The sequence below is a fragment of the Streptomyces hygroscopicus subsp. hygroscopicus genome (genome assembly GCF_001553455.1).
Classification (GTDB): domain Bacteria; phylum Actinomycetota; class Actinomycetes; order Streptomycetales; family Streptomycetaceae; genus Streptomyces; species Streptomyces hygroscopicus.
On record NZ_BBOX01000107.1, the window covers coordinates 37859 to 52239 of the forward strand.

A 14381-nucleotide genomic window follows, 5' to 3' on the forward strand; every position below is an offset into this window, starting at 1 on the left:
ACTCATCCAGCCATGTCTCAGATGCGCGCTTCGGCCGTCGGCCGCTCGCCGCCCCCGTCCGCGTCACCGTCCGGGACGGCGCCCAGCTCGCGCTCGGCCTCCAGCAGCGTCGGATTGCGCCATGCGCTGCGCACGCCCCAGACGTAGAAGGCCAGCCCGATCAGGGCCACGACCAGGAGGTCCCAGCCCTCCGGCAGATAGCCCCGGCCGCCGAACTCCTTGCCACCGGCCCATGACACCACCGCCATGACCAGCAGATAGGCGACCATCCAGGCACCGGCGACCAGATGCGGCCGAAGCTGCTCCCACGGCTTGCGCAGCTCGTACCAGGCCCAGACCGGCAGCCCGATCGCCATGATGAAGATGACCTTGCCGGTGAGCGGCCAGCGGGCCCAGTACAGCACGAGCGAGCCGAAGACCATCGCGATCGGCGCGATCACCGGCATCGCGCGCAGCTTCACCGGCCGCGGCAGATCCGGGGAGAGGCGGCGCAGCGACACCACGGCGACCGGACCGGTGATGTACGAGATCACGGTCGCGACGGAGACGATCTCGGCCAGTGAGCCCCAGCCGCGGAAGACCGCGAGGAAGGCGAAGGCGATCACCAGATTGAGCACCAGCGCCGGACGCGGGATACCGGTCTTGGGGTCGACCCGGCCGAAGATCCCCGGCAGATGGCCGTTCTCCTGGACGCCCTGGATCATGCGGGAGGTGGTGGCCGCGTAGATCATGCCGGTACCGGACGGGGAGATGAAGGCGTCCGCGTACAGCAGCATCGCCAGCCAGTTCAGGCCCCAGGCCAGGGACAGGTCGGCGAGCGGGGAGTTGTAGGAGAGCCCGTCCCAGCCGCCGTGCTTCAGATCGGCGGCGGGGACGGCGGTCAGGAAGGCGATCTGCAGCGCGACGTAGATCACCAGCGCGATGAGGATCGAGCTGATGACGGCCTTGGGCAGCGACTTCCCCGGGTTGCGGGCCTCGCCCGCCATGTTGAGCGGCGACTGGAAGCCGTTGTAGGCCCAGACGATGCCGGAGACGGCGACCGCGGTGAACACCGCGTTCCAGCCGTTGGGGGTGAAGCCGCCGTTGTCGCTGACATTGCCGGTGTCGAAGTGCGACAGCAGCAGCGCTCCGGCGGTCAAGGTCGGCACCACCACCTTGAAGACGGTGATCGCGGTGTTGGTCTTCGCGAAGAGGGTGATCGCGAACCAGTTGAGGAAGAAGTAGAAGATCAGCAGCACGGACGCGCACGCCACACCGCTGCCGGTCAGCTCCTTCCCGTCGTACAGCGCCTTGGCCCAGCCGAAGTCCCAGGAGCTCATGTACTGCACGGAGGCGGTGGCCTCGCCGGGGATCACGGAGACGATGGCGATCCAGTTGGCCCAGGCGGCCAGATAGCCGGCGAGCGAGCCGTGGGAGTACTGGCCGTACCGGACCATGCCCCCCGCCTTGGGGAACATCGATCCCAGCTCGGAGTAGGTCAGGGCGATGGTCAGGGCGACGGCGGCGCCGATCACCCAGGCCAGGATGGCGGCGGGCCCGGCGAGCGCCGCGGCGCGCTCGGCGCCGAAGAGCCAGCCGGAGCCGATGATCGACCCGAGACCCACAGCGGTGAGGGCCACCGGTCCGAGTGACCTTCGATAATGCGAGTGGGAACCCTGCTCCGTGCTCAAGTTCCTGGCACTCCTTTCGCCCCCCTGACGACCGGACACAAACCGATCCATCGTAAGAGCGAAACGGATGACCCCCTTCCAGTAACCCCTTTCCCCCGCTTTGATGTGACGTTCGCAACACGGCGGACGGGAACCGCACTTACGCAGGGGTAACCGAGCCCGTACGCAGGGTGCCGCACGAAGGCACAGCGCGCGCCGGACGCACAGCGCCGCGCGCACCGTGCCGCGCGCACGGCGGGCGCGGCGCCGCCGCGGGCCGTCGCGCACGGCCGCCCCGTGCGGTGATCACCTCACGGGCAACCGGTAGGCGACCCGATACCGCTCGGCGAGCACCACCACATCGGCGGTCTCGACCGGACGCCGGCCCGCGAAGTACGTACGCGAGGTGACCAGCACCCAGTGGCCCGGCACCGCGCCGAGCGCCAGCACCTCCTCCGCCCGGCCGGGCCGGGCGCCGACCTCCTCCGCCACGTTGTCCACCACCAGGTCGAGGGCGGCCATCCGGTCGACCACCCCGCGCCCGGCCAGCGGCCCCTCCTCGGGCAGCATCACCGGCGTGCGCCCGGTGACCGCGAGCGGCTCCCAGGAGGTGGAGAGCATCACCGCCTCGCCGTGCGACCGGAACACATAGCGGGTGCACATCACCCGCTCCCCCGGCTCGATCCCCAGCCGCCCGGCGATCTCCGGCCCGGCCTCCTCCTGCTCGCTGTCGGCGTCCCAGGTGCCGGTGATCCGGTCGTCGGCCTGCTCCTGCCGGAACGGCGTGGTCTCACCGGAGGCGTGGAAACCGCCGCGGACGACCCGCCGCGGCACGGGCTGCGCCCGCACATACGTACCCGACCCGGAACGCCCCTCGACCAGCCCCTCCGCCATCAGCACCTTCCGGGCCTCGAGGGCGACGGTGTCCGAAACCCCGTACTCCTCCCGGATCCTGGCCTGGGAGGGGAGGCGCGCATGCGGCGGCAGCTCACCCGCGGCGATCTTCTTCCGCAGATCGTCGGCGACGCGGAGATAGGCGGGCTGGTCACCAAAGGCCACGTGCACTCCCTGGGTTGACAGTCAGCAACAGCTTGACAACTCGTTGTTGTCGATTGCAACTGGAGGCCAGGGCTTCACTAGATGTAGTGAACTGCAGCTCAGAGACGTTTAACTTGGCTCACTTGGCCAAAGGCGGGTGCCGTACCCATGGCTCCGGGACCGCCCGGATCACCGCCTGCCCCACCGGACCAGCTGACGCGGGCCGTGGCGAGGGGCCGGGCCACGGAGCGTTGGCGGTTGGCCCGGCCCCTGTGCGTGACGTCGGCCGTCGTCGTGGGGAACGCCGCGCCCGTGGGTCCCGGTCCCGGTCTCAGACGGCGTGCAGCAGGGCGCTGGTCTCGGCGGACGACATCTCGGTGGCGTAGACGCGGCTGCCCGGCTGGTGCTTGCGGCCGCCCTCGCCCAGGTGCCCGGCGTCCACGGGATCGAAGCCGATGTCGCGGATCAGCCCGGCCACCGCGGCCTTGGCCTCCTCGTCGTTGCCGGACAGCGGGATGGCCACCCGGTCGGCGGCGCCCTTGGGGCGGGCGTGGTCGCGGAGGTTCTCCCAGTAGATCGCGTTGAACGCCTTGACCAGGTTGGCGCCGGTGTGGGCCTGGATCTTCTCGCTCGAGGTGGTGGCGTCGTCGTCGAGGTCCGGATCGTGCCCGTCCCGCTCGGGGTAGTAGTTGCAGGTGTCGATGACGACCTTGCCGCGCAGCGGCTCGGTCGGCAGTTCCCGGTAGCGGCCGTAGGGGATGGACACGACCACCGCCGCACCCCACCGGGCCGCCTCCTCGGCGGTCACCGCGCGGACCGGGCCGCCGATCTCGGCCACCAGGTCGGCCAGGGTGTCCGGGCCGCGGGAGTTGGCGATCGCCACCTCGTAGCCGATCGAGGCGAAGTGGCGGGCCAGCGTCGAGCCGATGCGGCCCGCTCCGATGATTCCGATGCGCACGGCGTTGCTCCCCTCCTTCTCCGCGGTCCTCTCCGCGGTCTTCTTCGCGGTCTTCTTCGCGGTGGGCTCCCGGCCGGGTTACCCGTGGCCCGCGGGTCATGCATGCCCAGGGGTCGGGCGGCCGGTCGGCGGCGCCGCGCTCAGCGGCGGCGGACCCGGGACCGCGCCGGGGCCCGCGCCGAACCGCGGGCCGGATCCGGCGGATACCACGACGCCTAGACTGGTGAGCCTTGTGAACGGGTGGTCCGGGGCGACGGAGGTCGGCGATGGCAAAGGAAGCGCGCGAGTCCGAAGATCCTTCCGCCGATGTCCTCGCCGAGGCGGCGGCGGCGTTCGGGCTGCTGGCGTCGGCGGCGCGGCTGCACATCATGTGGGCCCTCGCCCAGGGCGAGAGCGATGTGACGCACCTCGCCGACCGGGTGGGCGGGGCGCTGCCCGCGATCAGTCAGCATCTGACCAAGCTCAGGCTGGCGGGGCTGGTCCGCTCCCGGCGGGAAGGCCGCCGCCAGGTGTACTTCGTCGATGACCCCGACATCGTGACGGTGGTGCGCCTGATGGTCGGCCAGCTCGCCGACCGCGAGCGGAACGAGGCCGCGGGGCCGGTGCGTCTGGTGCACGGGACCGGTGCCTGAGCATGCCGTGGCCGCGGGGCGTGGCCACCCGGCCGCCGCGGCACCGCCCGCGGGAAGCGGCGGGAGTGCGGCGCCGACCGCGCTGCAAGTGCTGCGCGCCCTCGACAGTGGGCCGCGCGGGCTGACCGAGCAGGCGGCGGAGGAGCGGCTGGCCCGCTGGGGCGAGAACGTGCTGCCCGCCCAGCAGGTCACTCCCTGGCCCCGGCGGCTGCTGCGTGGCCTGCGCGATCCGTTCACCACGGTGCTGCTCGTGCTCGGTCTGGTGTCGGCGGCGGTGGCGTCCTGGGCGACCGCGGCCGTGATCACCTTCCTGGTGGTGGTCAGCTGCGGGCTGCGCATATCCGGCGAGTTGCGGGCCGACCGGTCCATGGCCCATCTGCGCGACCTGGTCGCCACCACGGCGAGTGTGCTGCGCCGGGCCGACGCGCGGGACGCCGCTCCGGTGGTGCGCGAGATCCCGGTCGACCAGCTGGTGCCGGGCGATGTGATCCATCTCGGCCCCGGGGACCTGGTGCCCGCGGACGTCCGGCTGCTGCGCGCCAGTGGACTACGGGTGCACCAGGCTGCGCTGACCGGAGAGTCGCAGCCCGTCGACAAGCACGCGGTCGACGTGCCCGACGCCCGGTACGACCAGCATGTGTTCGGGCAGCCGCAGCTGTGTTTCCAGGGCAGCAGCGTGGCCTCGGGCAGTGGCACGGCCGTGGTGCAGGCCACCGGGGCCCGTACGGAGTTCGCGCGCACGCACACGGGCGGCCGGCGGCGCGGCCCCAGCGCCTTCGACCGTTCGGTGCACGGCGTGTCGTGGATTCTCGTCCGCTTCATGCTGCTGACCCCGCCGCTGGTCCTCATGGCCAACGCCGCCGTGAACGGACGCGGGCTGGAGACCCTGCCGTTCGCGGTGGCGGTGGCGGTCGCGCTGACCCCCGAGATGCTGCCGGTCGTCGTCACCACGTGCCTCGCCCGCGGCGCCGCGCTCCTCGCCCGCGGCCACGGGGTGATCATCAAACGCCTGCCCGCGCTGCACGACCTGGGCGCCATGGACGTGCTGTGTCTGGACAAGACCGGCACCCTCACCGAGGACCGGGCCACCGTGCACCGCGCCCTGGACGCGGACGGTCAGGACGACGCCGAGGTGCTGCACTGGGCCGCCGTCAACGCCTGGTGGACCCTGCAACTGGCCGATCTGCCCGCGCCGGACATCCTCGACGAGGCGCTGCTGGACGCCGTGGACGAGGCGGAGGTCATGGCGTACGAGCCGGTGGCGGCGCTGCCGTTCGACCCGGTACGCCGCCTGGCCACCGCCGTCGTCCGCACCCCGGGCCGGCTCGGCACGCACACCCTCGTCGTCAAGGGGGCCGTCGAGGCCGTCCTGGAACGGTGTGCCCTCACCGACGAGGAGCGGGCGAGGCTGCACGCGCTCGCCGACCGCCGGGCCGGCGACGGTCTGCGCCTGCTGGCGGTCGCCACCGCCGACCGCGCCGCCCGCCACCGCGCCTACACCCCCGCCGACGAACGCGGTCTCGCCTTCCGGGGGTTCGTCACCCTGCGGGACGAGGTCAACGCCACCGCGGCCGCCGCCCTGCGCGACCTCGCCGACCACGGCGTGGACGTCAAGATCCTCACCGGTGACCACCCGGGCACCGCCACCCGCGCCTGCCACGATCTGGGGCTCGCCGTCGACGGCGTCCTGACCGCGGACCGCGTCGACGCGCTCACCGACGCCGAACTGGTCGCCGCCGCCCGCCGCACCACCGTCTTCGCCCGCTGCTCGCCGGACCACAAGGCCCGTATCGTCACCGCCCTGCGCGCCGGCGGACACACGGCGGGCTTCCTCGGCGACGGCGCCAACGACCTGCCCGCCCTGCGCGCCGCCGACATCGGCATGTGCCCGCGCGAGGCGGTGGCCGTGGCCCGGGACGGCGCCGACGTGGTCCTCACCGGGCGGGAGATCCACGCCGACGGGGGCAAGGACCTCACGGCCATCGGCCACGCCGTCACGGCGGGACGGCACGCCGGCGGCAACATCACGGCGTATCTGCGCGTCGCCCTCTCCTCCAACCTCGGCAACGTCATCGCGATGCTCGCCGCGGGCGTCCTGCTGCCCTTCCTGCCGATGCTGCCCGCCCAGGTCCTGGTGCAGAACCTGTGCTTCGACGCCTCCCAGCTCGCCTTCGCCTACGACCGCCCCCACCCGGCCGCGCTGCGCCGTCCCGCCGTGCTGCGCCCGCGCGGCCTGCTGCGCTTCATCACCGGCTTCGGCGCCCTCAACGCCCTGGCCGACCTGGCCACGTTCGCCCTGCTCGCCCTCGCCGTGTACGGCCCCGGCAGCACCGACGACGAGGCGGTCTTCCACTCCGGCTGGTTCACCGAGAACCTGCTCACCCAGGCGCTGGTCATGGTCCTGCTGCACACCGGCCGCCGCGGCGCCACGGGCGGACCGAGCGCGGTGGGCTGCGCGGCCGCCGTCCTCGGCGCCGTCGGCGTCCTGCTGCCCCTGTCCCCGCTCGGGCCACTGCTCGGCATGACGGCACTGCCGCTCACGTACTACGCGGAGCTGGCCGCCGTGCTGACGCTGTACGCGGTCGCGCTGGCGGCGGCCATGCGGCGCTGCGAACGGCGGCAGCGCCTCCCGCGCTGATCCGGTTCGCCCGAACGGGCCCCGCACCGGCCCCGCTGGTGACGCGTTGGCGGGTCAGCCGTAGGAGAGGTTGGAGCAGGCGTCGTCGTCGGCGGAACGGGCGTCGTGGGCCACCGACGGAAGCGTGTCCGGTTCGGGCGACGGCACGGCCGAGGGGGCGTCCGCGTACGACTGGCCGAGGGTGACGGTGATGCCGTCGGTGGACGCCGGCTCGAGTTCGGCCCCGGCGAAGAGCCGGGCGACCGTTTTGGCCTGGCTCCGCTGGCCGGGGCCGTAGGTGATGGTGGTCGTGGAGTGGTCCTGGCTCGGCGCGTTGCCGGTGCCGGTGACCGTGAAGCCGTGTTCGGTGAGCGCGGTGGCGGCGCGGGAGGCGACGCCGCCGGTGGTGGTGCCGTTGTGGATGGCCACCGCGATCCCGTCGCCGGAGACCGGCCCCGCGCTCTGTGCCGGCTCGGGCTTCTTGTGGCCGTTCTTCTCGCCGGCGTCCTCGCCGTCCAGGGTCCGGTCGGCCTTCAGGGCGGCCCACAGGGCGTCGGCCTCCGGCTCGACGATGGCGACCCGCTCGCCCTGGTACCGCCAGGGGATGGTGATGAACGTGGTGTTGTGCAGGTCGATCCCCTTCATCGACATCGCGAAGGAGATCAGCTTGTTGGCGGAGCCCAGGCCGGGGTCGACCGTCATGGACTTGGTGGCGGCGTTCGCGAGGGGCAGCAGCTTGGTGGGGGTGAGGCCGTCGCTCTTGACCTTCTTGATCAGACTGGCGATGAAGGCTTGCTGGCGTTTGATGCGGCCTATGTCGGAGCCGTCGCCGATGCCGTGCCGGATGCGGACGTAGTCCAGGGCCTTCTGTCCGGCGACCTTCTGCTCGCCCTTGGCGAAGATGCGCTCGCCCCGGTCCGCGCGGTGCGGGTTGAGGTCCTTCTGGTAGACGTCCTGCGGCACGCACACCTCGACGCCGCCCACCACGTCGGTGAGGGCCGCGAAGCCCTTGAAGTCGATCACCATCGTGTGGTGGACGCGCAGCCCGGTGAGGTGCTCCACGGTGTTCTGGGTACAGGCCGGATTGCCCTTGGCGGTCTGTCCGACGGAGTACGCGGCGTTGAACATCGTGTTGTGCTGCGTGGTGGTCCAGCTCCCGTCGGGCAGCTTGCAGGGCGGGATGTCCACGAGGGTGTCGCGGGGGATGGACACGGCCACGGCGTGCTTGCGGTCGGCGTACACGTGCAGCAGCAGCGCGGTGTCGGAACGCCCGATGTCGCCCTTGTCGCCACCGCCCAGGTCGCTGTTGCCGCCGGTGCGCGCGTCCGAGCCGATGATGAGGACGTTCTGGCCCCCGGAGAAGTCCTCCGGCCGGTCCCCGGAGACGCCGTCCGCGTCGAAGGTGCTGATGTTGGCGTTCAGCTGCAGGTACACCCACACCGCGCCCGCCGCCACGAGCACCAGCAGCGACGCCACGACGGCCAGCGCGATCCGCACCCGGCTCCGCTTGCGCCGCTGGACGCGGGAGCCGTCCCGGCCCCGGCCGGCCGGCCGTGCCGGGGCGCGGCGGCCGGCCGCCGCCTTCCTGTGGCTGCTGGTCATCCGTACACCCCTCGTGCGTCCGTCTCTCCACAGGGGACTGCTGACCCCGGCCTTTGGTTGTTCAATTGCGCAATGTAGCAATTGAATTATGAGACGGTCCACGCCCCGCCCGGCACCTCGTTCGCCGCCCGCCCGTGGGCGTCACGCGGCGAGTTGTGCGACACCGGCCGGGGCCGAGGAGCAGGCCGCGGCCCCGCCGAGGGGGCCGGGGCATGGCGGCGGAAAGCCCCGCGGGTCCTGCGGTCCGCCGGGCCCGAGCGGCCCGGCGAACGGGGGAACCCAGCGGCATCGCCGGGTTCCCCCGGGGTGGGAACGGGCCGCGGACGCGCCGTGGCAGCGGCTCTCGCCGCGGCGGACCCACCGCGATCCGGCGCCGGGCGCGCGAGGTCACCGGCGCCGGGAACCGGCCGCCGTCAGACGTTGACGCCGTAGTCGAGCGCGATGCCGCGCAGACCGGAGGCGTACCCCTGGCCCACCGCGCGGAACTTCCACTCCCCGCCGTGCCGGTACAGCTCGCCGAAGACCATCGCGGTCTCCGTCGAGGCGTCCTCCGACAGGTCGTAGCGGGCGATCTCCTGGCCGTTCGCCTGGTTCACGACGCGGATGTAGGCGTTGCGGACCTGGCCGAAGCTCTGCCCGCGGGCCTCGGCGTCATGGATGGACACCGGGAACACCACCTTGGGGATATCGCCGGGCACCGCGGCGAGGTTCACCTTGACGACCTCGTCGTCGCCCTCCCCCTCGCCGGTCAGGTTGTCGCCGGTGTGCTCGACCGAGCCGTCCGGGCTCTTGAGGTTGTTGTAGAAGACGAAGTGCTGGTCGGAGGCGACCTTCCCGGACTCGTCGCACAGCAGTGCCGATGCGTCCAGGTCGTGGTCCGCGCCGGTCGTGGTGCGGACGTCCCAGCCGAGACCGATCAGCACCGCCGTCAGCCCCGGCGCCTCCTTGCTCAGCGACACGTTGCCGCCCTTGGACAGGGAAACTCCCACTGTTCTCCTCCTCCACCGCTGGTTTCTTCCTGGGCGCCCGGCGCTCAACCGGCTCCCACCGACGGGCAGTCACCCTAGTTCATTTAGTTGCGCAATACCTAAAGTGTGCTGCCCACCGGACGGCTACGGCAGGTACGGCGGAAGCGGGGAGCTCATCGCCCGGTGGCGCCACCCTCCCGGACCGGGCGCGCCCCGGAGGTCTCACCGGGAGCCGCCCGGGTGACGTGGAGCGGGGCCGGTTCGGCCGGGTCGGCAGAACCGGCCGGTGCGGACGCCGACGAGGCCGCGGCCGCCCGCCCGTCCTCCTCCTTCATGGCCTTGGTCTCGCTCTTGAGGATGCGCAGGGACTTGCCCAGGGACCGGGCCGTGTCGGGCAGCCTCTTGGCCCCGAACAGCAAGATGAACACGATCGCCACGATCAGCAGGTGCCACGGTTCCAGTCCGTTGCGGAGCACCACACTCACCCCATCCCTCTGTGTCAGCCATTGAGTGCCACACTTGCATGCTTGCGATATTGCGCAACCATACAACCCAACGGCGCCGCGATGGAACGAAGGCGGACGGCGCACACCGGCATACCGGACACGGCCAGGCCGACCATCAGCGGGTCGACCCAAGCGCTCCAGGCGGACGAATATCTGTGATCGCGAGGCGAGAAATCAACTCGGCGCGCGCTGAGCATTTCTGGAACAACAACGAAAGCGTCATCAGTTACCATGCCCAGCCCAATATGCCGTGCTACTGTTGATCGCAGTTGCGATTGTGGTTCCCGAGAACTTCAGGGCTCCCTGGCCTGCCACGCCTAGGGGAGTTCTTCTGTATCTCCGGTCATTTCCGGGCAGGGTAATCATCGCAGCGACGCGGAGTCCGCACATGCGAGGTTCCGGACACTGCCCCGAAGGAGATTGACACATGGCTACTGGCACCGTGAAGTGGTTCAACGCGGAAAAGGGTTTCGGCTTCATCGAGCAGGACGGTGGCGGCGCTGACGTGTTCGCCCACTACTCGAACATCGCCGCCCGAGGTTTCCGCGAGCTCCTGGAAGGCCAGAAGGTGAGCTTCGACATCGCTCAGGGACAGAAGGGCCTGACGGCCGAGAACATCGTTCCCGCCTGACGGCGACGCGCGCAGTTCGCAGCCGGGGCCCGTACTGTGGGTGCGGGCCCCGGCTCCGTCGCGCCGCAGGGCACGGCCATCCCTCACGCGGTACCCGACGCCCCGGCTCTCCGCCCCGGATCGGGCCGCCCGGTTCGGCGCCACAACCCGCGAGTATTCCCCGGCCGAATCCTCTTTCGTATTTCCTGGCCCGTTCTTGCGATTCGCTGCGCTGCTCGGCGCCGCTGGAATTCCTTGATGCGTGCCGCTTCGAGGAAGGTTCCGTATGAACCGTAAACGTAGCAACGACCGTTTCAGCCGTGCCCGTACCGGCGGTTCCGGCTCCCGAAAGGGCGGCAGCCGCTCGGGGGCAACGATTTCCCGACGCTCCGACACTCCGAGCCGTTCGGCCGGTTACGGGGAAACGCGGGGGGAGTTCGCCCCGCCAGGGTCGGTCAGCCCCGCGCGCCCCGCCGTCGAGGCGTTCGCCGACCTCGAGATGCCCCGGCAGTTGCTGGCCGCGCTCGTCGCCGAAGGCGTGACCGTACCGTTTCCGATCCAGGCGGCGACCCTGCCGGACTCCCTCGCGGGTCGTCACGTACTCGGCCGCGGGCGCACCGGATCCGGTAAGACCCTCGCCTTCGGCCTGGCGCTGCTGGCCCGTACGGCCGGCCGGCGAGCCGAGCCCCGGCAGCCGCTGGCGCTGGTGCTGGTGCCCACCCGGGAACTGGCACAGCAGGTCACCGAAGCGCTCACGCCGTACGCCCGCTCCGTGCGGCTGCGGCTGGCCACGGTGGTCGGCGGGATGTCGATCGGCAAGCAGGCCAGTGCGCTGCGCGGCGGGGCCGAGGTCGTCGTCGCGACGCCGGGCCGGCTGAAGGACCTCGTCGAGCGGGGCGACTGCCGCCTGGACCAGGTCGGCATCACCGTCCTGGACGAAGCCGACCAGATGACCGACATGGGCTTCATGCCGCAGGTCACAGCGCTGCTGGAGCAGGTACGCCCGGACGGGCAGCGGATGCTGTTCTCCGCCACCCTGGACCGCAACATCGACCTTCTGGTCCGCCGGTACCTGACTGACCCGGTGGTCCACTCCGTTGACCCGTCCGCGGCCGCGGTCGCCACGATGGAGCACCACGTGCTGCATGTGCACGGTGCGGACAAGCGTCAGGTGACAACGGAGATCGCGGCGCGAGAGGGCCGGGTCATCATGTTCCTGGACACCAAGCACGCCGTCGACCAGCTCACCCGCCACCTGCTGGCGAGCGGTGTACGGGCCGCCGCCCTGCACGGTGGAAAGTCGCAGCCGCAGCGAACCCGGACGCTGGCCCAGTTCAAGACGGGGCAGGTGACGGTCCTGGTGGCGACCAATGTCGCGGCACGCGGTATCCATGTCGACCGCCTCGGCCTGGTGGTCAACGTGGACCCGCCCGGTGACCACAAGGACTACCTTCACCGGGGAGGCCGCACGGCCCGTGCCGGTGAGTCCGGGCTCGTCGTCACCCTGGTGACGCCCGGCCAGCGCCGCGGCACGGTCCGTCTCATGTCGGACGCCGGAATCCGCCCTCGGACCACCCAGGTCCGCTCGGGTGAGGCCGAACTGAGCCGCATCACCGGTGCGCGCACTCCGTCGGGCGTTCCGGTCGTCATCACGGCACCGGTGGCCGGGCGCCGTCCCGAGCGCGGTGCCCCCGATGCTCGTGACCGGCGCGGCCGTGCCGCCGAGGGCCGCCGGACCGGCGGCGCGGCGCGCCGCACCGCCCAGCGGCGGTCCGTGCGCACCGCGGCGGCCCGGAACCCTCGCGACCTTGCCCGTTCCCCGGGAGGCACCGCTTGACGCCGCTTCCGGCGCCGCCGCGCCCGGCGCGTTCCGCCGCCGGGGCCGGGGGCGGCGCGATGGACGCGTCCGGCCCACCGGTCTGCGGCGACATGACCGAAGAGGTGGCCTCGTCCGTCATGGTCCGTGCCCGCTCCGGATACCTGCTCGTCGGTGACGAGGACGGCCGGTGCGGGGACCTGATCGCCCAAGGCCCGGCTCCCCGTCGCCCGCGTCGGCCCCGCACACCCGGACCGGGTCCGCCCGCGGGACATCCCCGGCGCCGGCGGACCGTTCATCCCGTCCATGACCACGACCACGATCGCCGGAGTGGGGCGGGCGATGCGGTACGGGCAAGCCCGGGGCCGTGCCCATCGTCGACGAGCACGGCTCGCCGTGGGCGTTCTCACGCTGTCACGCCGGTCCGTCCCGTCCGGTCACAAACCCTTCTCCCTTCCCTTCACCTGTGAGGCACCCATGCGCTGCGTCATCGCCCGTTTCCCGTTCGACCTGACCAGGAGTGGAGTCCTGGCATCGATGAAGGGCGTCACGCCCGAACTCGTCACGGGCGAGTCCGTGATCATCGGCCGTCGCCAGTACCCCGTGAAGCAGGTGGGCGCGGTCATCACCGGGCAGGACCGTCGTGACTTCACCGCCGGCGAAGTCACCAGGGCCATGACCCGCCTCGGCTTCACGTGCCGTGCCCTTCCCGACGCCTCAGCCACCTCCGGTCTCACTCCGCTCGAGGAGGCGTCGGCTCAGCTCGGCACCCCCGCGCCCAGGTAACCGGCGGACAGGCGGAAGCCGATACCACGACGGCATCGAGGGCTCGACCGGCACGCGCCGGTCGAGCCCTCATCGTGTTCAGCGTCCGGTCAGCGAGGCAGCACCTCCCGGCCGGACCGGGGTCCGTGACTCATGCGGAGGCAGCACCTCCCGGCCGGACCGGGGTCCGTGACTCATGCGGAGGCAGCACCTCCCGGCCGGACCGGGGTCCGTGACTCATGCGAAGGCAGCACCTCCCGGCCGGACCGGGGTCCGTGACTCATGCGGAGGCAGCACCTCCCGGCGGGACCGGGGTCCGTGACTCATGCGTCGGAGTAACTGAAGTCGCCGACGGTCCAGGCGCTGACGTCCTTGATCGCGACGCGGTACATCCCGCCCGTCTCGGGGATACCCATGCTGCCCTGCAGAATCCGGGCGACGTGGAAGTGCAGATGGGTGGGCGGCTCGCGGCGTTCGGACCGGTCCTGCGTCCCGTCGGCGGTGAAGACGCCGGAGAAGGGGCCGAGGCGGTCCGAGTCCTCCAGGATCTCGGACACGCGCTGCCTCCACACGGCCTCGGGAGCCAACCGTCCGGTGATGACAGCGCCGCCGGTGACCACGGTCAGGGACATCTGATTGCTCTGTTCGGACTCCACCATGGCGGCCACGTCAACGAGCAGTTCGTCAGCGTTCGACATGAGAACCGATTTTATTCGCCGATCCGGCCGACTGGACCCCACTGGACGCAGGGCCGAACCTGCCGACGCCTCCTGACGAGGTCGGGCTCCTCAACCGGCCGGACGACCATCACCCACGCCCGCCGTCATGGACCGCAGGTTCTCTCAAGCCGATGCAGGTCAAAATCTATGCTCGCCAGAGTAGACATTGGACGGTCGCATGGCTAAGGTTTCTCTCGTAGCCAGAGTCAAACGACACCCGGCAGACACGAACTGGCGGGTAGCAGTTGATGAAGTTCGCAGGTCGGTGCGGCTGTGGAGTCGCGAAGCCAGGCTGTTCACATGAGGGCGACGAGACTGACAGCCGCACCGGGCGACCAGGAGTGGACAACGCGGCAAAGAACGGAGGAAGCAGACGCCATCAGGATCGCCCGGGCAGGGAGAACCGGCCCGGGTACCGCAAGACCCCTGAAAGGGAAGGTGGTCCTCGGTCACGCATCCACGTTCCCCGCTATGCCGCCCTTCCCGGGCGGCGTAGCGGAC

The 14381-nt window shown here is 71.3% G+C and carries 12 protein-coding genes; 5 read left to right on the top strand and 7 right to left on the bottom strand.

The window, feature by feature from the left end; all coding sequences use genetic code 11:
- Nucleotides 1–17: 17 nt before the first annotated feature.
- The 3 genes from AXW62_RS11870 to AXW62_RS11880 all read right to left on the bottom strand — a co-directional run bounded on the left by AXW62_RS11870 (nt 18) and on the right by AXW62_RS11880 (nt 3645).
- Entirely contained in the window at nt 18–1721 is a 1704-nt protein-coding gene (locus AXW62_RS11870) for an APC family permease (RefSeq protein WP_174556382.1), read from the bottom strand.
- Between the two features lie 234 nt (nt 1722–1955).
- A complete protein-coding gene (locus AXW62_RS11875; RefSeq protein ID WP_060944474.1) occupies nt 1956–2708 on the bottom strand; it encodes a GntR family transcriptional regulator in 753 nt (250 codons plus the stop codon).
- Nucleotides 2709–3018: 310 nt separating this feature from the next.
- On the bottom strand, nt 3019–3645 hold the full coding sequence (locus AXW62_RS11880) for an NAD(P)-binding domain-containing protein (protein ID WP_060944475.1): 627 nt from the start codon (nt 3643–3645) through the stop codon (nt 3019–3021).
- Nucleotides 3646–3911: 266 nt separating this feature from the next.
- Here AXW62_RS11880 and AXW62_RS11885 point away from each other — a divergent pair, with 266 nt between their 5' ends.
- Together AXW62_RS11885 and mgtA are read left to right on the top strand one after the other, a co-directional pair.
- A complete protein-coding gene (locus AXW62_RS11885; protein ID WP_060944476.1) occupies nt 3912–4277 on the top strand; it encodes an ArsR/SmtB family transcription factor in 366 nt (121 codons plus the stop codon).
- Nucleotides 4270–6915 (top strand): magnesium-translocating P-type ATPase, encoded by a 2646-nt coding sequence (gene mgtA / locus AXW62_RS11890; protein ID WP_060944477.1) that lies wholly within the window; start codon nt 4270–4272, stop codon nt 6913–6915. Before AXW62_RS11885 ends, mgtA begins: the two co-directional genes overlap by 8 nt.
- A 54-nt stretch (nt 6916–6969) precedes the next feature.
- Here the strand turns inward: mgtA and AXW62_RS11895 are convergent, their stop codons facing one another.
- The 3 genes from AXW62_RS11895 to tatA all read right to left on the bottom strand — a co-directional run bounded on the left by AXW62_RS11895 (nt 6970) and on the right by tatA (nt 9940).
- Nucleotides 6970–8496, bottom strand: a complete 1527-nt coding sequence (locus tag AXW62_RS11895) for an LCP family protein (RefSeq protein WP_060944478.1) — start codon at nt 8494–8496, stop codon at nt 6970–6972.
- A 413-nt stretch (nt 8497–8909) separates the two neighbouring features.
- Nucleotides 8910–9485 carry a TerD family protein gene (locus AXW62_RS11900; protein WP_060944479.1) on the bottom strand — a complete coding sequence of 192 codons (576 nt, stop codon included), beginning with the start codon at nt 9483–9485 and terminating at the stop codon, nt 8910–8912.
- A 152-nt stretch (nt 9486–9637) separates the two neighbouring features.
- The gene (gene tatA, locus AXW62_RS11905; protein WP_060944511.1) at nt 9638–9940 is read right to left on the bottom strand and encodes a Sec-independent protein translocase subunit TatA; all 303 of its coding nucleotides are present in this window, start codon (nt 9938–9940) and stop codon (nt 9638–9640) included.
- A 457-nt stretch (nt 9941–10397) separates the two neighbouring features.
- Between tatA and AXW62_RS11910 the strand changes: the two genes are divergently transcribed.
- The 3 genes from AXW62_RS11910 to AXW62_RS11920 all read left to right on the top strand — a co-directional run bounded on the left by AXW62_RS11910 (nt 10398) and on the right by AXW62_RS11920 (nt 13182).
- Entirely contained in the window at nt 10398–10601 is a 204-nt protein-coding gene (locus tag AXW62_RS11910; RefSeq protein ID WP_030822622.1) for a cold-shock protein, read from the top strand.
- A gap of 265 nt (nt 10602–10866) precedes the next feature.
- Complete coding sequence (locus AXW62_RS11915) at nt 10867–12417, top strand: DEAD/DEAH box helicase (RefSeq protein WP_079115577.1); 1551 nt, start codon at nt 10867–10869, stop codon at nt 12415–12417.
- 456 nt (nt 12418–12873) lie between these two features.
- Nucleotides 12874–13182, top strand: coding sequence for an SCO5918 family protein (locus AXW62_RS11920; protein ID WP_030822616.1), 309 nt, complete (start codon nt 12874–12876; stop codon nt 13180–13182).
- Nucleotides 13183–13484: 302 nt separating this feature from the next.
- On the opposite strand, the gene AXW62_RS11925 is transcribed toward AXW62_RS11920, so the two are convergent.
- Nucleotides 13485–13859, bottom strand: coding sequence for a GvpU-like protein (locus AXW62_RS11925; RefSeq protein ID WP_060944481.1), 375 nt, complete (start codon nt 13857–13859; stop codon nt 13485–13487).
- Nucleotides 13860–14381: the final 522 nt, after the last annotated feature.

Coding starts and splice junctions, on each gene's coding strand:
- AXW62_RS11925 (WP_060944481.1), bottom strand. CDS start 13,859: ATGTCGAACGCTGACGAACTGCTCGTTGACGTGGCCGCCATGGTGGAG.
- AXW62_RS11885 (WP_060944476.1), top strand. CDS start 3,912: ATGGCAAAGGAAGCGCGCGAGTCCGAAGATCCTTCCGCCGATGTCCTC.
- AXW62_RS11915 (WP_079115577.1), top strand. CDS start 10,867: ATGAACCGTAAACGTAGCAACGACCGTTTCAGCCGTGCCCGTACCGGC.
- AXW62_RS11895 (WP_060944478.1), bottom strand. CDS start 8,496: ATGACCAGCAGCCACAGGAAGGCGGCGGCCGGCCGCCGCGCCCCGGCA.
- AXW62_RS11910 (WP_030822622.1), top strand. CDS start 10,398: ATGGCTACTGGCACCGTGAAGTGGTTCAACGCGGAAAAGGGTTTCGGC.
- AXW62_RS11870 (WP_174556382.1), bottom strand. CDS start 1,721: ATGGATCGGTTTGTGTCCGGTCGTCAGGGGGGCGAAAGGAGTGCCAGG.
- AXW62_RS11920 (WP_030822616.1), top strand. CDS start 12,874: ATGCGCTGCGTCATCGCCCGTTTCCCGTTCGACCTGACCAGGAGTGGA.